Below are 21812 nucleotides of genomic sequence, written 5' to 3' on the forward strand. Positions count from 1 at the left end.
CCGCCCCTTTTTAAACCGCCACTATCATCATACATATTCACATTGCCAAAAAATTATGAACCAAAAGTGCCTGTCACTCCCCGACTTTTGTCGAATTTTAACTCTGACGGTTAGTACCGGGTTGAAAAAATTGCTTTGGATGGCATATCCGTAAACAAAAGGAATACTTTGTAGTGTTATAATAGAAGGAACAATATTAAGAATAGTGTCTTATACAAGTTTTCCACTCTAACATGCGCTGAGGTGATGTCATGTTTAAATCTGTTTTACTTTATACGAATCAGTTAAAATCGTTACGACGATTTTATGGAAATGTGATGGAGCTTCATATTACGGAAGCTAGCGAAGAACAATTTACTGTGAAAATCGGGGACTCCTTTATCATATTTAAACAATCGGCATGGCCTGCTTTTTACCACTTCGCAATCAACATTCCGGGCAATCAATTCTCAATGATGAAGTATTGGATGCAGGATCGGCTCACTCTGAACCGTGAGAGTGGAGTGGATGAAGTATATTTCCAAAGTTTTGACGCGGATTCCATGTATTTCGAAGATCCTGCAGGTAATGTCGTAGAATTGATTGGCCGCAGAAAGCGCGACCTTTTCGGAAATTTGACAGCGTCATCTTTCCTCAGTTTAAGTGAAATCAGCATTACAACCCCATTTGTTGCGAATGTGGGGGATGAACTGCAAGATATCGGGATTCCATTGCATTGGGGAACAACTGTTAATCCGGAAGAATTAAACTTCCTTGGGAAAGGCGACACTTATATTGTCCTCGTTCCGCCGGGGAGAAGATGGTATTTTTCGAAAAAGACGAGCGAGGTACATCCCCTTACTATCACATTGTTGGACGGACGATTGATTTCTGTGGATGAAGAAGGGAAAATTTCTCTTTCTAAAGGAAAGGAGATATGAAAAAAGGTGGGATTCTCGTGAATGAAAAAATAGATGATTATAGCGCCGATTTAAAGGGTCTTCTTTCGATTGCTCATAACGAAATAGAATTGAAAAAAGATACATACTTGTTTCAAGAAGGTGACAAGGCAGATGATATCTATTTTATCCATTCAGGGAAGGTTCGTATCGGAAAATTAACACCCGATGGTCGTGAGCTAACGTTCCGGATTTGCAGTGAAGAAGATTTCATCGGCGAGATTACCCTTTTTTGTGCGCCTTCGACATATACGGTTCATGCAAAAGTCCTTGAAGACGGTGTATGTGCAAAAATTAAGAAAGAAGATCTTGAGGAAAACCTTCTTCTTAATCCAGGTCTCAATATTGAATTTATGAAAAGGATGGGTATTCATCATCAGAAAAGCCAGTCAAAATTCCGTGATCTCCTTTTACATGGAAAAAAAGGTGCCCTATATTCTACTTTAATCCGAATGACTAATAGTTTCGGAGTGAACAAGGAAGATAGTATTCTTATCGATCTATCGCTCACGAACCAGGAACTCGCCAACTTTTGTGGCATGAGCCGAGAAGTTGTGAACCGGATGTTAGGTGCTTTGAAAAAAGACCGAATTATATCGGTGTCAGACGGAAAAATTTTAATCCACGATTTGCAATTTTTAAAGAAAGAAATCCACTGTGAAAATTGTCCAATTGAAATTTGCAATATCGACTGAAATGGCGCGGGTATTTCAGTACGAGTGGCTCGTATTTCAGCGCGAGTGGCTCGAATACGGGCGTGAGTGGCTTGCATTTTGCACGAGTGGCTCGAATCAGGACGTGAGTCGCTCGTATTTCAGCACGAGTGGCTCGAATGCCAGCGCGAGTGGCTTGAACCTCAACACGAGTGGCTCGAATACGGACGTGAATAGCTAGCAAAATCCAATATTCCCTACCAAAAAGTGATCTGCATCATGCGGATCATTTTTTTATGTCTAAATTTCGAAATCACTATGAAAAAAAGCTGGAGATGTGACTTTTATCACTGAGCGGATGGAGAGAAGGAAGTACGATTTAAGCATCATCAATCTTGTTGGAGGGTGCTTATGATGAGCAAAAAAAGCCATGATTCAGAGCCGAACTTGAAAGGTACGCTGATCAGTGTGTTTGCAGTAGGAATCATTATTGTTGTGATGTGGTTTGCGGTATACGGTCTATATGTTGCGAGATAAAAGGAAAAGTGGGTGAGGATATGCATTGGCATAAGTACGAAAAAATCTGGTTGGTTTTCGGTATTTTATCGTTAGTCGTATTTTTAAGCATCGTTGGAGTAACCGCCTTCTCTCACGGCCATACCCCAGCGGGCGGAATGGACACGATTGACCCGGAAAAGGTGAATGAAACGGCACCGTTTGACAATCCAGGTGTTATACAAATCGATGATAATACGTATGAAGTTGTCATTGTCAGTATGGCTTTCGGATACAAACCGAATCAAATTAAGGTTCCAGTAGGAAAAGAGATTATTTTTACGCTTACAAGCACGGACGTTGTCCACAGTTTCACAATTGATGATACGAAAGTAAACATGATGGCTGTTCCAGGAAGGATTACACATAAAAGCTATACATTTACGAAACCCGGGAAGTATTTAGTTCTTTGTAACGAGTATTGCGGAGCGGGACACCACTTTATGCAAACAGAAATAGAGGTGTATGAACCATGATTGGTATACAGGATCGGAAGCTCGTATTATGGAATATCGGTGTTGCTTATATAGCGTTTTTAATTGGGACATTTTGTGGATTGCTCCAAGTTTTCATCCGTAATGATGCCTTAGATTTGCCTGCATGGCTTGATTATTATCAAATTTTAACTGCACATGGAGTGTTGCTTGCCCTTATTTATACGACATTTTTCATTTTCGCCTTCTTTATTGCAGGAATGAGTAAAACATTAGGAAACTTCGGACCGAAAGTAAGTCTGTTCGCATGGCTTGGGTTCATCGTCACATTAATCGGCACGGTCCTTGCAACAATTATGATCATCTCAGGAAAAGCTTCTGTACTATATACATTTTACGCACCTCTCAAAGCAAGCGGCTGGTATTATGTAGCACTTGCCTTAGTCGTAATCGGAACTTGGCTCAGCAGCTTTGCACTTATCGGTCATTATATCGCTTGGAAAAAACGAAATAAAGGACAATTAAGCCCACTGTTCGCCTTCATGACGATATCAACGATTATTTTATGGATCATCGCATGTCTTGGAGTCGTTACTACGGTTGTTTTTCAGTATATCCCATGGGCATTCGGGTGGGTTGATACGATTAACGTTGAACTGAGCCGGTCTTTGTTCTGGTATTTCGGCCATCCACTCGTCTATTTCTGGCTATTACCTGCTTATATTGCCTGGTATGTAGTCATCCCAAAATTAGTTGGTACAAAAGTGTTCAGTGATTCATTAGCGCGTTTTTCATTTGTGCTATTCATTCTATTTTCAATTCCAGTCGGCTTTCACCACCAGCTAACAGAGCCTGGGATTTCAAGCTTCTGGAAATTCCTACAGGTAGTTCTGACATTCATGGTCATTGTCCCGTCACTTATGACTGCCTTTTCCATGTTTGCCACATTTGAGATTTCTGGTAGAAAAAAAGGTGGAACAGGATTATTCGGCTGGTTCACAAAGCTTCCGTGGAAAGATGTCCGCTTCACTTCGATTTTCATTGCGATGGCTTTCTTTATCCCTGGTGGAGCAGGCGGCATCATTAATGCAAGCTTCCAGATGAATGAGCTTGTGCATAATACTCTTTGGATTGTCGGCCATTTCCATATTACGGTCGGGGCTCCGGTTGCCATGACATTCATGGGAATCACATTCTGGCTTATCCCGTATTTGACAGGCCGAAAGTTCACGAAACAATTGCAGAAGCTGGCGTTCATTCAAGTAATTTCATGGACGATCGGGATGCTGCTTATGTCCACTTCCCAGCATATTTTAGGATTGCTCGGCGCACCAAGACGGACTGCTTATTCTGGCTATAATGGCCATCCATCTATACTGGATTGGTTTAGCGGAATTTTATCAAACCACGTCACAATGGCTGTCGGGGGAACCATTTTATTCATATCGGCGATGCTGTTACTCTATATTGTCGCAAATTTAATGTTTGTTGCACCAAAAGCAAAGCGAAAAGAAGAATTCGTGGAATTTCCAATTGCAGAAAGCGATACATCACATACACCGAAATTTTTGGAGAATTGGTGGATTTGGATCGGGGTTGCAGTCGTGCTTATTGTGATGGCATACGCTTTGCCGTTAAGCGATTTACTACACAATGCGCCTGGTTCTAGGGGGCATATCACTTGGTAGGAGGAGTTGATAAATATGTTTTTAGCCGTTTTTGCCATGATGATTGTCTTTACGACTATGATGGTGATTTCAGTGGAAATTAATACTGTTGAGGAGGAATGATTAGGAAGCGTGAACCGATGGATGGGGTTCACGCTTTTTTTATGGGTATCCTAACGTATTTTGCTATTGCGATAGGGTATTATTTTTCATTTTATATGAAACTCACTTTTCCCGTTTATCTCTGACCGTAATACGCTTTCGACCCATGTTTGCGCAAATAGTGCTTGTCTAAAAGAAACTGATCCATCGCACTTACATGTTGATTCAGTTGCACAGTATGAAAAGCCATTTTCGCTACCTCATCAAGCACAACTGCATTATGAACAGCTTCATCCGCATCTTTCCCCCAGCAAAACGGTGCATGTCCCGCTACAAGTACACCTGGCATTGCAGCTGGATCAAGGTCTAGGTTTTTAAAAGTTTCGATGATGACATTGCCGGTTTCTAGTTCATAAGCATCTTGAATTTCTTGCTTTGTAAGTGGACGTGTTACTGGGATTTCTCCATAATAATAATCTGCATGCGTCGTCCCAAGAGCTGGAATTGGTCTTTGAGCCTGAGCCCAACTCGTTGCCCATGGTGAATGCGTATGGACAACCCCTCCAATCTCACTGAATGCTTTATAAAGAGCAAGATGTGTTGCTGTATCAGAAGAAGGACGCAGAGATCCTTCCACAATATTCCCTTCCAAATCCACAACGACCATGTCTTCAAGTTTCAAATAATCATAGGCAACTCCACTTGGCTTAATAACTACGATTCCTAGATCACGGTCGATGCCACTCACATTTCCCCACGTAAATGTGACTAACCCATGCTCTGGCAGCTGCAAGTTAGCTTCCAATACTTTCTGCTTTAAAGATTTAAGCATTTTACCTCCACCCATTCACTAAAAGCATGTTCTTTTTAATATTTTTCAATGTTTTCATCACATTATTTTCGCCCCGGCCAAAATAGTCGTATAGCTTTTCATACTCTGCATAAAGCTGTTCATACACCTTTGCATTATCATTGATGGGCATGTATGTATCGTCTTTCACTCTGCCCATTACTTTTGCTGCATCAGTAATGCTGTCATAACCACCACGATCTTTTCCAGCTGCCACGGCACCGAACATCGCTGAACCTAATGCCGGTGTTTGTGATGACTCTGAAATCTTAATTTCCATATTTATAACGTCTGAGTAAATTTGCATCATGAGTGAATTTTTCTCAGCGATGCCACCGCATGCATACAACTCGTTGACAGGTACACCATTATTCCGGAAAGCCTCGATAATCATCCGGGTTCCGTATGCAGTTGCTTCAATGAGAGCACGGTAAATTTCTTCCGGCTTCGTCAATAGAGTTGCCCCGATTAATACACCTGTTAAATCAGCATCGACAAGCGTTGATCTGTTTCCATTCCACCAATCAAGTGCCAAAAGGCCGCTCTCGCCCACCTGGAGCCTGCTTGCTTTCTCCGTAAGCAGTTCATGAATATTCATATTACTTTCTTCTGCTTCCTGATAATAACTTGCAGGAACACAGTTATCGATAAACCACTCGAAATGATCTCCAACACATGATTGACCAGCTTCATAGCCCATATATCCCGGGATGACCCCATCTTCCACCACTCCGCACATCCCAGGTACAATCTTCTCTTCTTCCCCAAGCAGCACATGACATGTTGATGTTCCCATAATCATGAGTAGTTTCCCCGGCTCAGTAATCCCGACTGCCGGTACGGATACATGCGCATCTACATTAGCAATACCAACTGCTGTACCCGGATTTAGTCCTGTCAATTCAGCAGCCTTTTCTGTAATTTCTCCAGCTTTCAAACCGATTGAAAAAATTTCATTTGTCAGTTTCTCCTCGACTACATTTTCCAGCCTTGGGTCAAGTGCTTTAAAAAACTCCTTCGAAGGATACCCATCTTGTTTATGCCAAATTGCTTTATATCCTGCTGTACAACTGCTTCTTCTAATTTCACCTGTCAGCTGTGAAGTGACCCAATCCGTTGCCTCTACAATTTGGTCTGCTGCTTCATAAATCTCAGGTGCTTCATTCAAAATTTGCCATACTTTCGGAATCATCCACTCCGAAGATATTTTTCCTCCGTACCGCTTGAGGAAGTCTTCTCCACGTTCCTCAGCGATTTCATTTAATCTATTTGCTTCATCTTGCGCGGCATGGTGCTTCCAAAGTTTCACATAGCTATGTGGATGATTGGAGAATTGATCCATCATACAAAGCGGAGTACCATCATCTTTAATTGGAAGCACAGTACAAGCCGTAAAGTCGATTGCCACACCAATCACATCAACTGCCGACACACCTGATTCCTTTAAAACTTGTGGAATCGTAATTTGCAAAACTTCCAAATAATCATTAGGATGCTGCAACGCCCAGTCATTTTCAAGCTTTGTTTGACCATCGGGTAAAAACACATCCATAACCCCATGCGTATACTCTTTAACTGCTGTTGCCAGCTCTTTCCCAGATTCAACCTCTACAAGCACGGCGCGGCCGGACAAACTTCCATAATCTACACCAATTGTGTATTTTCCCATGTTTAATCACCTTCATAACATCAATTGTTTTTTTCTACTCATTACTTTCTAACAATAGATTTTCGCGTTCTTTAAAATAAGTAGCTGTTTGTGAAACGAGCTCATCTAGTTTTTTTGTATCAGGTAAAGAATTCATTGCCGGATATGGATCTCCACCAGGACCAAGTGGCTCAGGAGTTACAAACTTTCCGTCCTGATTAAAGCCAATTAAATATAATGCCATGATAATCGTATCTAAATCCATAAATCCTTGTCCTAATGCCCCGCGATTACTATCAGCCATATGGAGGTTTACTAGTTGATAACCAGCTTCTAGTATGGCTTCACCTATATGGGATTCCTCTGATTGCATATGATATACATCAGCATTAATGTGGTTAATGCCTGAATGGTCTACTGCCTCGATATACTTTTTTGCTTCATCTATTGTATGAACCAAACTCGTTTCCGCTGCACGTATAGGCTCAATTGCTCCACAGATATCATATTTCTCAAACAGATGAGCAACAATTTTTAGCGTTTCCACACTTCTCTCAAATTCAGTATTATCATAAGCATTTGGTCTACCTACAGCACCAGGGACAACCAATAAATAACGCCCGCCAACCTTATGTGTAAACTCTAGTTCTCTTTTAATATAGTCAATCGCGGCTTGTCTTTTACTTGGGATATTGCTGGAGAGATCATTTTCTTTAGAAAACATTCCACAGACTCCGGATACTTTCATTTCATACTTTTTGAGGATTTCCAATGTTTCCTTCACTTGGTACCCAAGGTCGTCACCGTAATGATTACCGTGAAGTTCAATAAAGTTTATCCCATTGTTTTTTAATCTTTTAACAGACGTCTCTAATGACTCAAGTCCAAATCCCCAATTACTCCATGACAAATTCAATTTTCTTTCGAATCGTTCTGGCTGCTCTCTTTTTAATTTATAAAATGCTTCTCTAATTTTAAAATCTTTTATTTTATAATTTTGCTCCTGCATTACATTCATCCTTTCTTATTTCTTGTCGCAGTATTAAATCAAAATCCCCCTTGACTGAGTGTGATTCAATTAAGAGGGATTCATTATTTATAGTTTAAAAATCATAGTCTCCAGCATTTTCTTTTGTAAAATCAGTCGGAGGCCCCATTATAACAGTCTTTCCATCTTCCCAAACTTCAATTTCTCCCACTTTTTCAATGTTTTGTCCATTTTCTGGTTTCTTTTCTTCAGCCAAGCTTTTCGCAAGGGCAACAGTCAAATATCCTAATTTATCCGGCTCCCACAAAATGGCCACATCTAATGAACCGTCTTCCAAATATGGAGCAGAATCAGTTGGCAGTGCAGTACCTACAACTGCAATTTTATCCTGTAAACCTTTTTCTTGGATTGCTTGAGCCACTCCAAGAGGTGCAGGTGTTGAAAAAGCCATAACTCCTTTCAAATTGGGATATGATTTAACTAAGTCCAACGTTTTTTGATAAGCTACTTGTTGCTTCTCATCTGTTGCAATTTTATCTGTTACTAATTTGATTCCTGGATAATTTTCTTCCAATTCCTTTTTAGCGGCATCAATCCAAGTATTTAAATTTGAAGCAGAGAGTCCACCTGTTACAATCGCGATTTCTCCTTCTTCGGTGCCCATGTTTTCAATCAGTGATTTGGCAATATGGCGACCATATGCCTCATCATCAATTTGGTGAACAGATAATTCTACAAGCGATTGATCAGCAGGTGTATCCCAGTCCATTACGATAATTCCTTGATCCTTTGCTTTCTTAAGCACTGGCGTCAATGAAGCGGCATCATTCGGTGCCACCGCGATTACATCTACATTCTGGCTAATTAAATCTTCAATTACTTTTACTTGCTGTGCTGCGTCAGCTTCTGTTGGACCTGTATAAATGACATCTACATCCAATTCTTTCCCTGCATTCATTACACCTTCCTCAGAAGCATTGAAATAGGGAATACCGATTAATTTTGGAACAACCGCAATTTTCAATTTATCATTATTGCTTTTTTGTTGTTCCTTTCCGCTTCCCGATGTAGAACCTCCCTGTGACACACATCCTACTAACAAAATTCCTACAAGTAGTGCTGACGTAAGATATCCAAAGATTTTCTTCATGATTTTCCCCCCACTAATTTTTTATATTTATCTGAAATCAGATAATATACCAGTTTAACTATGCGATTGCTGTTTTTTGACTTTTTTCGTCGATTTTATGTTTGACGAAATTTAGTACCAGTACAAAGATAAGAATCAAGCCCATCATCACGTTAACGATAGAACGCGGAACGCCCATTAAATTCAAGCCGCTTGAAAGCATTTGGAAAATAACTACCGCATATATTGTACCTACGACTTTTCCATAACCACCTTGGATCTCTGTTCCGCCCAATACAGCTGCAGAAACACTTTGCAATAGATAGGAAGAACCTAAATCAACTTTCGCAGAATTATAACGCGAAGTCATAATGATGGAAGCAATAGCTGCAAGCATTGCGGCGAATAAATAAACTTTCAACAAAACCCTACTATTGTTTACACCAGAAAAGAGAGAGGCTACGGGATTACTGCCGATCATATATACACTTCTGCCCCATTTTGTTCTCGTTAGAAGTACGCCCGTTAAGATTGCAAAGAAAATAAATATAATGATAGAGAGTGGTACAACTCCCATATAATAACCATTTCCTATTAAGCTGTAAGATTCACTAAAACCTGATATGGAACTGCCTTTTGTAATGCTGAGAATAATTCCTTCAAACAATACCATTGTTCCTAAAGTGACCAAGATAGGCGAAACACCAATCTTTGAAACAATCACTCCGTTTAGTAATCCACACATAAGACCGACAATAATACCGACAATAATAGCTGGAATCATCGGATAGCCCTGTGTTTGCATTAATGCGATGGTTACGCCCGATAGCGCCGCAATATACGTGATGGACAAATCGATGCCACCCGTCACAATAACGATCATCATAGCAAGGGCCAATAGGCCAAACTCAGGCAGCTGAAACATCATATTATTCAAATTATTATGTCCAAAAAAACCAGGGATAAATAGACTCATTAGAACAAATAGACCTAGAGCAATTAATCCCAAAATACTCTCCTTCGATAATGAGATCGCCTTCATTTCCTCACCTCTTTTTTTAAGCTTCTACTTCGATTTTCGCCAGTTTTTCTTGTGAGCGTCTGTATTGAATATGATCATAAGACACAGCCAAAAGAATAATTAATCCAGTGAAAACTTTTTGCCAAAACGTATCAATTTTAGCTAAGATAAGACCATTTTGAACAATCCCTAACAATAACACACCTAAAATCGTTCCCATGATCGTTCCACGTCCACCCATAATATTTGCTCCACCCAGTACGACTGCTGCAATCACCATCAATTCCAGACCAAGCATTCCATTGGGATCCATCGATTTTGTATAAGCAGTTTGTGCAATTGCAGCAATTCCTGCTAATAGTCCCATGTATGAAAAGACGAAAATTTGCACTTTATCATAATTAATTCCAACTCGTATTGCTGATTCTTTATTTCCACCAATGGCCAATACTTCTCGGCCGATTAATGTATATTTTAAGATGTACCATGTGACAAGAGCTATAGCTACAAATATTAGGATAATAATCGGCAAACCAAACAGTTTAAAATTGGCAAAGTTAATAAATACTTTCGGGAAGTTAGTGCTATTTAAATACACACCATTCGTTACATAGAGAACTAATCCATTAATGATACTCATCATCCCTAGTGTTACAACAATTGCGGGAATCTGAATCTTCGAAACAAGTAATCCATTGATTGCCCCAAGGAATACTCCCAATAAAGGGGCAATAAGGAATAACAATAATATCGAGAGAAAATGATCGGGCATGACCTGCATCAGCTTGCCAATGATGACACAGACGGCACTTGTCACAGCAGCTACGGATACATCAATTCCTCCGGTAATAATAATTAACGTCATCCCTACTGCTAAAATTCCGATTACAGAGTTCGCCTTCAATACGTCCAGAAGGTTATCCGCAGTAAGAAAAACTGGGCTGACAAACGCTAATGTAATGCAGAGTAACAACACAATCGCAGCAATACTCATTTCCTTTGACTTTAAAATTGCTTTCATACTGTAACCTCCTTGCTTGCAGCGATTTCTGAGGCAGAAGCATGAGAACCAAATAATGCGTAGTTCATAATATTTTCCTGTGTTGCTTCTTCAATATCCAATTCTCCTGCTATTCTTCCGTGTCTCATGACTAAAATGCGATCGCTTACAGCCAGTACTTCGGGTAATTCTGATGAAATAACGATAATACCCATTCCATCAGCTGCAAGTTGTCTGAGCAATTTATGAATTTCTGTTTTCGCGCCGATATCAATACCATTTGTCGGCTCATCAATGATCAATATTTGCGGCTTTGTTGAAAGCCATTTTCCAATAACCACTTTTTGCTGGTTTCCACCGGAAAGGTCGCCGGCTGCTCTTTTTGGCAGTGCAGGTCTAACATCAAGTGTTTCTATATAGTGATTGGCCAAATCAATTTCCTTTTTACGTTTAATCAGACCAAAACGATCACGCAATTGCTGCAAAACGGGGAGAGAAATATTATCAATAATTGATTGTCTTAAAATGAGGCCTTGCGTTTTTCTGCTTTCAGGTATATAGGCAATACCTTTCTTCACAGCATCCTCTGATGATTTAATCCGAACAAGCTCGCCGTTTAAATTCATTTCTCCAGCATCAGGTTTATTTACTCCAAAAATAGCTTGTGCAAGCTCTGTACGTCCTGATCCAACTAATCCAGTAATCCCTAATACCTCTCCTGCTTTTAATTCGAAAGAAATATCTTTGAAGTTTCCATCTTTAGATAACCCGTTGAGTATTAATAAAGTTTGACCACCAGTTTTTTTTGTGAGGTTTTTTTCATATAGTACCTTTCTGCCTACCATTAAAGTAATCAATTTATCTTCATCCAGCTCATCCGCCTCATATGTACCTACATATTTTCCGTCTCGCAAGACTGTAAAGCGATCGGAAACAGTAAATAATTCTTTAAGCTTATGGCTGACGAATATGATAGAAATACCTCTTTGTTTTAACTTATCAATCACTTTATATAGTTTTTCAACCTCTCCTGCGGAAAGCGAAGAAGTTGGCTCGTCCATAACGATTAATTTAGAGTCGAATGCCAAAGCACGGGCAATTTCAATTAATTGTTGTTGAGCAATACTTAGTTTTTCAACCGGAGTATGTACATCAATATCAAAATCTAGTTCTTGAAGTGCTTTTTTCGCAATCGATTCCATTTCTCTCCAATTGATTTTTTTCCATGGTTTTTTATCACTATCCCGACCGATATAAATATTTTCTGCAACTGATAAATTAGAAAATAAACTCAAGTCTTGATAAATAATAGAGATTCCCTTTATTGTCGCATCGATTGGTTTATTAATTTGCGCATTTTTTCCTTCAAAAAGGAATTTCGCTCCCGGATCAGCCTGGTATATTCCAGCTAATATTTTAATTAGTGTTGATTTTCCTGCCCCATTTTCACCGATTAATGCATGGACCTCTCCTTTTTTTATTTGAAGATTGACATCATCCAATGCCTTTACACCGGGAAATGTTTTACTAATATGGGTCATTTCTAGTAAATAATTGGACATTTACGTCCCCCTCCATTCTATCTCCGTGCAGCTTTATCTTATTTGTTTTGTCTGGAGACCATAGTAGCTAAGATTATTCTCCTCACAATACTTATTTACTTGTTCAATTGTGGGTACTGTTTGCGCACCTAAATTTGATACTTTAATAGCTGCCACAATCGCTGCATACTTAACAGCTGATTCAAGATTTTCCCCATCTGCAATCGCACATGCCAACGCTCCGGCATAAGAATCTCCGGCCCCAACCGTATCAACAGCTTTTACCGGGATTGCTTCAACAAATGTTGACTTTCCATTTTCGTAGAGCAAGGCCCCTTTTTCAGCCATCTTTATCACACTGTTTTTTACACCAAGATGTTGATTGAAGTATTCGCCTGCTTCGATAGCGGTTTCAATTGAAATTACATCGATACCCGTTAATTGTTTTGTTTCTTGAAGATTCGGTGTAATTAAATCTGCATAACGCAAAGCTTGTTTTGTTACACCTTCCGCAGGAGCTGGATCCAATATGATGAACATCCCTTTATTTTTAGCCTCAGTCATTGCACTAAGTACTGCAGCTTCCGGAATCTCCATTTGAATAAGGAGAATTTTGCTTTCTTCTATTCGCGAAAAAGCAGCTTGTATATCTTGCACATTTAACGAATCATTTGCCCCTTTTACAACGAGCATTGTATTTTCAGCGGCAGCATCTACGGTGATAATGGCGCATCCCGTCGATTCATTTTCTACGCGCTTTAAATAATTTGTATCTATTTGATTCTCTTGAAAATTTTTCTCTATTACTTTTCCATAAGTATCCATACCTATTGAACCGACCATATTCACAGACTTTCCTAGACGAGCACAAGTGATTGCTTGGTTTGCTCCTTTACCGCCGCATAATAATTTCACGCTATCCCCAAAAAGGGTTTCTCCATGCTCAGGATATTTATTTGTAAGAGCGACGATATCCATATTAATGCTTCCTACCACTGTTATTTCCGCCATGTTTAACCCTCGTATCATTAAACTTTATTTGTCTCCAGCTCTTGGATAAACCCTTTAAGCTTGGCTACTGCCTCCTCTAATGGAAGATTTTGTTTGAACAAACTGGATGTCCCACAGACGAGCATATTAGCTCCATTTTTCAATACATTAGGAATCGTTTCGTAGCCAATATTTCCATCTACTTGAATATCAATTTTGTATCCGCATTTATTAATTAAACTAGTTAAATCTCTGAGTTTTCCGTTCATAAGAGGAACAAATTTCTGTCCGGCAAAGCCAGGATTCACAGTCATCACAGTTATATAATCAACAACATCAAGCACATACTCAATATCATGAATCGGGGTTGCTGGATTGATGGCTACTCCCGCCTTAAGCCCTTGATCTTTGATGGTTTGTAAAGTCCTTTGCAAGTGATACGTAGCTTCTGCATGAACAGATATCATATCTGCACCGGACTCAATAAATAGATTTAAGTAATCTTCCGGCTTTTCCACCATGAGGTGTACATCAAATGGTTTATTAGTAAATTCTCTTATTCTCTTAATCAGATCGGGACCTAATGTAAAGTTCGGGACAAACTTCCCGTCCATTACATCAATATGAAAAAAGTCCACCCCTGCTTGGTCAAGTCTTAAAACAGAATCTTGAAGATTTGCCATATCGGCACACATGAGTGAAGGACCGATTAATGCCATACATACACGACCTTCCGATTTGTTATCGTTTTCATAATTGAATGCTGTTACTACCGTTAACAACTTTAACTATATCGGGATTACTCCTTTGTAACCAGGAGGTAATATTCAGATTAGGGGGAGGTTTCTCGGATAAGTTCGACAAAAAAGACCCCCAGTATATGAAGGTCTCAATAAAAAATACTAATCTATCAGTATAGAGGGTTTACTATACTTTTCTCTATATTGTGATGGTGTCTGATTTGTCCATTGTTTAAATAATCGTCCGAAATATTTTGTGTCCTGGTACCCAACACTTGCAGCAACATCGTAAATTTTCAAATCAGTCTTTTCTAATAATTCTTTAGCCTTTTTTAGTCTTGTCTTTGTCACATAATTTAATACAGTTTCGCCTGTCTGTGCTTTAAAATATTCACATAGATATGTAGGATTTATATACACGTGCTCCGCCAGTTTTTTTATTGTTATATTTTCACTTAAATGTTGATCCACCCAGTTCTTTACTTGATAAATCGGGTCGGAATGACTAGAGTCCATTGCTTTCATTTTCTTGACTAAGCTGATCATCCAGTCCTTGATGCCATCCTTTAATTGTATTAAATTAGCAGCCTTCTTTGCGATTAGAAGAGCTTCCATAAGCATGTTAATATCTTCACCGAATCCGTCGTTTTCCATCCAGCGTTTAATCACACGTATACATAAATATTGTATGGACTCTTGGATGAATAAAGGGGATTGCAATGTCTCCATTTCATGAAAAAAACGAGACAAAGCATTGTTCACTTCCGCTTCATTTTTCTCTCCCAGCGCATTTACAATTTGCTCGGTATATTTATATACGGAAGATGGCATGGTTGACGTTTTTTTAATTGAAAGATCATTGAGTGTACTTAAATGAAAGATTTTATTCCCACCTTCAATGATTCGAAATTGCATTAATGATAGTAATTGATCTCTCATCGTTGGTAAAAGGGAGAGGTCCTCAAATTCATTACCGTATGCAATTGACATAGTAAATTTCATATATTGTTTTATCGTCTTTTTTAACTTCAATAAATATTCTTCAATTAATAGGTTAAAGGATGAATTTATTCTCTCTTTTTTAGCATCAAATAATAATAGCCAAAAGCTCATATTGCTATTTTTCCAGAGCCAAAATTCAACTTCTTGTTGGCTTAGCTCATCTGTCATTAGCTCATTAATAATATTTTCCACTGCAAAATGCCAAGCCCTCAATTCTGATGACGACACCTGTTTTGATTTAGTGAAAACTTGATCAATATCGATATGAACGAGTTTATATCGGCCTATTGGAAACTGTGATGCCCACTCCATAAAAGAAATATCCGTTTCATCGTTCCATGTCAATTCGCTTAAAAATTGTATTTGTTTGGCATAATTTAGTTGGAGTTCCTTTGCCTGGAACTCCCTCCACATATTTTCGTTTATTTGTTTATGATAAATTTTCTTTTTTACTTCATTTAATTGTATCTGAAAATTTTCTCGATCAATCGGTTTTAAAATATAATCGATTGCCCCCTCTCGAATTGCTTCTTGTACGTAGGTGAATTCATCAAATCCGCTAATAATGATCGTAAAAAAGTCCTTCGATTGCCTGTTTAACTTTTTAATTAAAGTTAAACCATCCATAACCGGCATTTGAACATCCGTGATTAATAAATCAATCGATTCAAACTTATTCACAATCGAATCATAAGCTTCTTGTCCGTCCGAAAATACACCGATAACTTCCCAATCTTCACCATTTGAAAGAACTAACCTTTCAATACCTCTTCTAATTCTTGGCTCGTCATCTACAATAACCGTTTTTATTTTCTTCAATGTTTACCTCCCCCTTTCAATTTATTTTAGTTCCGTCGTTTTTGGGAGTCGGATAACGACTTCAGTCCCTTTTTCCTTTTCACTTTTAAGCTGCAACCCATATTCATCGCCAAACATCATCACAATTCTGGCAAAAACATTAATAATGCCAAATCCGGAATCTCTACTTTTCATCGGATCAGATGATAATAATTCTTTTATCCTCGTCATCGTATCCTCATTTATACCAGGTCCGTTATCTCGAATAATAAAAAGGATCGCTTGCTTTCCTTCTGGCGTCATCTCACCTACAACTTCTATTTCAATCTTGATTTCTTTTCTTTTTTCTAAACCATATTTAATTGCATTTTCGATAATAGGCTGCAAAATAAATTTTGGAGTAAAACATTTTAATGTATCAACATCTTCACGAATATAAAAACTTAGTCGATCCTCAAACCTAAACTTTTGAATATTCAAGTAATCACGAATATGCTGAACCTCAGAAGAAATCGAAACAAGGTTATCTTTATTGCTAATCGAAAACCTCATCATTCTCCCTAATAGTGTGATCATATGAACCGCTTGCTCGTGCTCCTCATCTTCGACCGCCATTCCGATTGTTTCTAATGTATTGTACATAAAATGAGGATTAATTTGAGATTGCAACGCGTATAACTCTGCATTTTTTTGACGAATTTCTATGAGATAATTTTTTTGAATCAATGCTCGTATTTTGGAGAGCATCGAACGAAAACTATGTGCGAGCATGCCTACTTCATCACTTGAATAAATAGGTACATCTACTTTAAAATTCCCAGCCTCTACATCTTTCATGATATAACTTAATTGTTTAATAGGTCTTGTCACTGTCCATGCCAAAAAAATTGAAATGAGCGTCGCAATACAAGCTACGATAATAAAAATTACTATTGTTACATTCCTTACAATATCAGTTTGTTCCGTTAAATTTTTCAAGGGAATGCTATACCCGAGAATCCAAGGAAATTCTTTTGCTTCACTTAAACTAATAAGTGTCTTCTGACCATCGTTTGTACGGAAACTGCCATTTAATAGTGGATAATCATGTATTTGCTCTACATTTTCCCCTATTTTTGCTTCATCTGTATGATAAATTACTTGCCCTTCCTTATCCATGATCCACATCGTTGTATTTTCATTACGACCTAAATCTTCAAGAACTCTTTCAAAAAAACTTACATTCAGAGCTAAATAAAGGGTGCCTAAATTTTTCCTATTATCAAAGTCTGTTATTTGTTTAACCAACAACACATAAGATGGGTTGTCTTTAAATGATAATTTAATTTGATCAGGGAAGAGCAACTTCATATCTCCTACTTGTACAACATCTTTTTGATATGGAAAGGAGCCATCTTTAAAGCCGAATCCCTGATAGGAAGTTCGTGTGCTTGCAAATAGACGATTCTTTGAAATTAAAAATGCGCCCAAAATATCTGGATTATTAGAAGTAAGGTAGATATTTGTCAAATAACTTTGAACGGTATACTGCCCATGAAGACGTGAAGACTTATTTTGAATTTGACGATCTCTCAGTACTTCCATTACTTCTCCAGAGCTATATATCAGATCAGGCAAATTCTCAAGCTTTCCAATCTCATTTTCTAAATTATCATTTGCCTGTCTTAGTAATTGTGGGATATACTCTCCTACTTGAGCCTCTATAGACTTAGAATATTGGCTATAGACAATATATCCTAATAAAGCCATCGGGATAACGGTTAATAGCACATATGTAATAATCAGTTTAGTAGATAATCTGATGTTATTTAATTTGATTCGTTTTTTATTTTTAAAAATCATACTGATCAACATTTTCCTTTGTAAAATCAATTGGCCTGCCCATAATGACCATGTCACCATCAAATTTAATTGCTCCAATATTTGGAACTTGCTGTCCATCATATGGCATTTCATCATTTAGCAAGTTATGAGCTAGACTAACCGTTAAATATCCTAGTTTCTGAGGGCTCCACAATGTGATCCATTGTGCATCTCCCTCTAATAAAAAGGCTTTCATTTGACTGGGTGACGATACACCTACCACTTTGATTTCACCTGTCTTCCCTGCATCTTTTACAGCTTGGGCAGCTGCAGGCGGATTAAGGGTAGATACTCCGATAATCCCTTTTAAATTTGGGTGCTTTTCTAATAGATTTTGTGCAGCCATGTAGGCTTTGTGAGGATCTTCATTCGTCGGAACAACTTCAACCAGCTTCATTTGGGGATAATTCTCCATTTTATGAATGCCTATCCATTTAATCCATTCATTTAAATTTGCCGCAGTTGATGAACCTGTCATAATTGCATATTCTCCTTGTTCATTAACCTCCCATGCAAGAAGGTCCAATACATGCCGGCCTAAAATTTCAGGATCCACCATATTTATAAAGAAACTTCTAAATTCTGGGTCCGTGTCAGCATCCCACGTAATTACCTTTATTCCCCTATTACTTGCCTTTTGTAATACCCCGCCTAGCTTCAACGGATCGTCGGCAGCGACCGCAATACAGTCTACATTTTCCTCAATCAATTCTTCTATCACTAGTGCCTGCTCCAGCCAGCTCGCTGATGATGGACCTTTATATATTATATTTACTCCGATATCTCTTCCAGCTTCCAATGCTCCTTCTTTTACGGCTTTAAAATAAGGGATTCCCTCGATTTTAGGAACAAGAGCAATCGTGTATTGTTCATTCTTTTTTGTTGTGTTATTTTTAGCAGCTTGCTTATGGTTATTTGCTTCCCCATTATAAATAATTTCATATTTGCTAGATTCATTGCCAAAAAATCCGCAACCACATAAAGTTAAAAATATAATAGCAAAAAGGAAATATTTTATTTTCACAGTGATTTCCCCCCATCCAAAAGCACTACTTCTATACATAATCGTTCTCTATAACAGGAGAGCGGTTTCATTTTGAAAGATTGGTTTGTAATTTTAGTATAATATGACTAGATTAAAGATGCTATCTATAAATAATAGGCTCGATTATCTTCTACTTTATATTTGTTGAGTTGTTACCATTCAAAAAACCTGATAAAATGCAATCATTTTATCAGGTTTCACAAATTTCCGAATAGTCATCGTGAAAAAATTGTAACTAGGCCCGCCCTATTGTGTTACTAGGTTAAATCCATCAATTATTTCCGCTATTTCTTCCTCACTAATATTGATAACTTCTCCCACATCTTTTGAAAAAACTAGCGCCTTAGCACTGTATTCTGCTACTTCTAACATATCAAATGAACTAAGTAAACTATTAGCGGTGATAACCGCATATCCATTTTCAACTAATAGCACAGGATTATCCTTAGCTAATTTACCAACGATCATCTCGTGATGGTCTTTTCCAATGCCAAAGGGTACTTTGTGAATATCACGAAGAACAATATAAGCTTCTGGAATGATATGAGTATTATAATCTACATCTGTCACTGCAAAGGCCATTAAATAACGGGGGTTTGCAACGATGATAGATGTGACTTCCGGATGTTTTTCATAAATTTTTGTATGTAATTCATACAAATCACATGGTGTCTTCCCTTGTTCGCGACAGTGATTTTTAATCAACACTAAATCATCTGCTTCAATATTTTTACGATCTTTTTTAAATGGTGTAATCATAATGGAACCATCGCTTAAACGTGTAGAAAAACTCCCAGCCGTACTAATAAAAAGCTGGCGTGAATATAATCGTTGAATTAAATTACACATCTCTGCTCTTGCCTCTGTCTCTTCCATTGTACGGTTCGTAACAGTAAATTCTTCTAATTCGTTTGGACGATAAGATGTAACCATTTGTAAATTTTCCCTGGACAATTCCCGTGGTACGCCTAATTTTCTAGCATTAATTTCAAGATATGCTACATCCTCTAATGTTTCAAAAAGCGCAAAAGCATCGAAAATATTATTTTTACCGACTACTATCCCGTGATTTTCAAGAATAACGGCGTCGCCACCCTTTGCAAATTCTTTCGCTATATTCGCTTTTAGTTTTTCACTGCCGGGAATCGCATAAGCAGCTATCTCGATTTGACCTGCAATGTTTGTAAACGCATGTGGAGTTAATTTATAATTAGGTCCTTTTCGAGCCATACTAAAGGAGACTAATGCCGGGGGATGAGCATGAACAATTGCTTTAATATCCGGACGAGCTTCATAAATACCTTGGTGGAATGGCAGCTCCACTGATGGTTTATGACTCCCTTCAATGGAACCGTCCTTTTTCACGCACATAATATCCTTTCTTTTCAATGCACCTTTATCGACACCTGAAGGAGTAATCCAAAGATCACCATTTTCGTCTTTAATTGAGAGGTTCCCGCCAGAAATGGTCGTCATGCCATATTGATAAATTCGGTCCATGATTGTAACAAGCTGATCAGCCGGATGAATGGAATCAACATTCATATATGATCTTCTCCTTCCATATTTAATAGATTGTTATTTTATCTTTTTGAAAGGACTTCTTTTTCATAGGTTTTTACATCTTCCAGCCAGCTTTCTTTCACTGGCACATCCATTTGCTCACAATAATAATCCCACACGGCACCGAATGGATATGTTTTAAACTCTTCGATGAGTGCGAGTCTGTCAGTAAAGTTACCTTCATCTTGGAGTTGCTTTAAATAATCGTTGGGTGTCAATAAAGCATATAAAAGTGCTTTAATCATATTGCGTGTGCCTATCGTCCAGGCAGCTACGCGATTAATACTTGCATCAAAGAAATCAAGGCCGATTTTCACATGATCCAGCGCTCCATTACGAACAATTTCAAGTGCGATTTCACGCAGTTCATCATCAAGTGTTACAACATGGTCGCTGTCCCAGCGTACTGGCCGTGAAACGTGAAGAGCTAATTGGTCACTGTATAATAACATCGATGAGATTTTATTTGATACGGTTTCTGTCGGATGGAAGTGACCGGTATCGATTAAGCAAAGCTTATCGTTTTTCAATGCATAGCCGTAATAAAACTCATGGGACCCTACAACATACGATTCGGAACCGATGCCGAAAAGCTTACTCTCTATCGCGTCAATATTGTGCTCTTCATTAACTTCAACTGCAAAAATTTTATCAAGCGAATCTTTAAGGCGTTTTCTCGGCGTGAGACGGTCGCTTGGGATATCTTTATAGCCGTCCGGGATCCAAATATTGGTTAAACACGGTGTCCCAAGCTCACTGCCGAAATATTCACCAATTTTGCGACTCTGAATGCAATGATTTATCCAGTACTTTCTGATCTCCGGGTCAGGATGTGAAAGCGTAAGTCCGTCTGCTGCATTTTCATGAGAAAACAGTGTCGGATTAAAATCAAGGCCAAGACGATTTTCTTTTGCCCAATGTACCCATTTCTCAAAATGCTTTGGTTCGAGTTCATCCCGCTCAACCACTTCTCCATTTGTTTCCGCATAAATGGCATGTAAATTGACTCGATGCTTCCCCGGAATCAGTGATAACGCTTTTTCCAAATCCATACGAAGCTCTTCCGGTGTCGTTGCTTTTCCAGGGTAATCCCCAGTCACGTCAATTCCACCGGATAGCTCACCACGGTTCACTTCAAATCCACCTATGTCATCGCCCTGCCAGCAATGAATGGAGATAGGCACACGCTTCAAAGTTTCAAGTACTGAATCAACGTCAATGCCCCACTTTGAGTATGCTTGTTTTGCCGCTTCAAATTGTTCTTTTACATTTGTCATAAAAATCT

The 21812-nt window shown here is 38.5% G+C and carries 19 protein-coding genes; 5 read left to right on the forward strand and 14 right to left on the reverse strand.

All coding sequences use genetic code 11. The annotated features are described in order from the left end of the window. Window positions 1-251: 251 nt before the first annotated feature. The 5 genes from KHA88_RS15100 to KHA88_RS15120 all read left to right on the forward strand — a co-directional run bounded on the left by KHA88_RS15100 (window position 252) and on the right by KHA88_RS15120 (window position 4268). Window positions 252-920: a glyoxalase gene (locus KHA88_RS15100; RefSeq protein ID WP_213122374.1), complete on the forward strand. Its 669-nt coding sequence runs from the start codon at window positions 252-254 to the stop codon at window positions 918-920. Continuing rightward, entirely contained in the window at window positions 917-1633 is a 717-nt protein-coding gene (locus KHA88_RS15105; RefSeq protein WP_213122375.1) for a Crp/Fnr family transcriptional regulator, read from the forward strand. The genes KHA88_RS15100 and KHA88_RS15105 overlap by 4 nt, the downstream gene beginning before the upstream one ends. A 372-nt stretch (window positions 1634-2005) precedes the next feature. After that, window positions 2006-2128, forward strand: a complete 123-nt coding sequence (locus tag KHA88_RS15110; protein ID WP_213099320.1) for a cytochrome C oxidase subunit II — start codon at window positions 2006-2008, stop codon at window positions 2126-2128. 20 nt (window positions 2129-2148) lie between these two features. Continuing rightward, window positions 2149-2622, forward strand: a complete 474-nt coding sequence (locus tag KHA88_RS15115; RefSeq protein WP_213108206.1) for a cytochrome c oxidase subunit II — start codon at window positions 2149-2151, stop codon at window positions 2620-2622. Beyond that, on the forward strand, window positions 2619-4268 hold the full coding sequence (locus tag KHA88_RS15120) for a b(o/a)3-type cytochrome-c oxidase subunit 1 (protein WP_213122376.1): 1650 nt from the start codon (window positions 2619-2621) through the stop codon (window positions 4266-4268). Before KHA88_RS15115 ends, KHA88_RS15120 begins: the two co-directional genes overlap by 4 nt. 217 nt (window positions 4269-4485) lie before the next feature. Here KHA88_RS15120 and araD read toward each other — a convergent pair whose 3' ends face one another. The 14 genes from araD to rhaA form a co-directional block, all read right to left on the reverse strand. Further along, complete coding sequence (gene araD, locus KHA88_RS15125; RefSeq protein WP_213099317.1) at window positions 4486-5181, reverse strand: L-ribulose-5-phosphate 4-epimerase; 696 nt, start codon at window positions 5179-5181, stop codon at window positions 4486-4488. 1 nt (window position 5182) lies between these two features. Beyond that, window positions 5183-6868, reverse strand: coding sequence for a ribulokinase (gene araB, locus KHA88_RS15130; RefSeq protein WP_213122377.1), 1686 nt, complete (start codon window positions 6866-6868; stop codon window positions 5183-5185). Between the two features lie 34 nt (window positions 6869-6902). Then, window positions 6903-7856: a sugar phosphate isomerase/epimerase family protein gene (locus KHA88_RS15135; RefSeq protein WP_213099315.1), complete on the reverse strand. Its 954-nt coding sequence runs from the start codon at window positions 7854-7856 to the stop codon at window positions 6903-6905. Window positions 7857-7950: 94 nt separating this feature from the next. Beyond that, on the reverse strand, window positions 7951-8985 hold the full coding sequence (locus KHA88_RS15140; RefSeq protein WP_213122378.1) for an autoinducer 2 ABC transporter substrate-binding protein: 1035 nt from the start codon (window positions 8983-8985) through the stop codon (window positions 7951-7953). Window positions 8986-9043: 58 nt separating this feature from the next. Next, the gene (locus KHA88_RS15145) at window positions 9044-10006 is read right to left on the reverse strand and encodes an ABC transporter permease (protein WP_213099313.1); all 963 of its coding nucleotides are present in this window, start codon (window positions 10004-10006) and stop codon (window positions 9044-9046) included. A gap of 16 nt (window positions 10007-10022) precedes the next feature. Further along, on the reverse strand, window positions 10023-11006 hold the full coding sequence (locus KHA88_RS15150; protein WP_213122379.1) for an ABC transporter permease: 984 nt from the start codon (window positions 11004-11006) through the stop codon (window positions 10023-10025). Continuing rightward, window positions 11003-12547 (reverse strand): sugar ABC transporter ATP-binding protein, encoded by a 1545-nt coding sequence (locus tag KHA88_RS15155; RefSeq protein WP_213122380.1) that lies wholly within the window; start codon window positions 12545-12547, stop codon window positions 11003-11005. The genes KHA88_RS15150 and KHA88_RS15155 overlap by 4 nt, the downstream gene beginning before the upstream one ends. A gap of 33 nt (window positions 12548-12580) precedes the next feature. Further along, window positions 12581-13537 carry a ribokinase gene (gene rbsK, locus KHA88_RS15160; RefSeq protein WP_249313237.1) on the reverse strand — a complete coding sequence of 319 codons (957 nt, stop codon included), beginning with the start codon at window positions 13535-13537 and terminating at the stop codon, window positions 12581-12583. Window positions 13538-13554: 17 nt separating this feature from the next. Further along, window positions 13555-14298: a ribulose-phosphate 3-epimerase gene (gene rpe, locus KHA88_RS15165; protein ID WP_346729197.1), complete on the reverse strand. Its 744-nt coding sequence runs from the start codon at window positions 14296-14298 to the stop codon at window positions 13555-13557. 120 nt (window positions 14299-14418) lie between these two features. After that, window positions 14419-16077, reverse strand: a complete 1659-nt coding sequence (locus tag KHA88_RS15170) for a response regulator transcription factor (protein ID WP_213122382.1) — start codon at window positions 16075-16077, stop codon at window positions 14419-14421. 21 nt (window positions 16078-16098) lie between these two features. Beyond that, window positions 16099-17976 carry a sensor histidine kinase gene (locus tag KHA88_RS15175; RefSeq protein ID WP_213122383.1) on the reverse strand — a complete coding sequence of 626 codons (1878 nt, stop codon included), beginning with the start codon at window positions 17974-17976 and terminating at the stop codon, window positions 16099-16101. Next, a complete protein-coding gene (locus tag KHA88_RS15180) occupies window positions 17888-18943 on the reverse strand; it encodes an autoinducer 2 ABC transporter substrate-binding protein (RefSeq protein ID WP_346729198.1) in 1056 nt (351 codons plus the stop codon). Before KHA88_RS15180 ends, KHA88_RS15175 begins: the two co-directional genes overlap by 89 nt. Before the next feature lie 267 nt (window positions 18944-19210). Continuing rightward, window positions 19211-20509 carry a class II aldolase/adducin family protein gene (locus KHA88_RS15185; RefSeq protein WP_213122385.1) on the reverse strand — a complete coding sequence of 433 codons (1299 nt, stop codon included), beginning with the start codon at window positions 20507-20509 and terminating at the stop codon, window positions 19211-19213. Window positions 20510-20547: 38 nt separating this feature from the next. Next, window positions 20548-21804 carry an L-rhamnose isomerase gene (gene rhaA / locus KHA88_RS15190; RefSeq protein ID WP_213122386.1) on the reverse strand — a complete coding sequence of 419 codons (1257 nt, stop codon included), beginning with the start codon at window positions 21802-21804 and terminating at the stop codon, window positions 20548-20550. Between the last annotated feature and the right edge of the window lie 8 nt (window positions 21805-21812).

Origin of the sequence: Lederbergia citrea (assembly GCF_018343525.1) — a bacterium.
Lineage (GTDB): Bacteria > Bacillota > Bacilli > Bacillales > Bacillaceae_C > Lederbergia > Lederbergia citrea.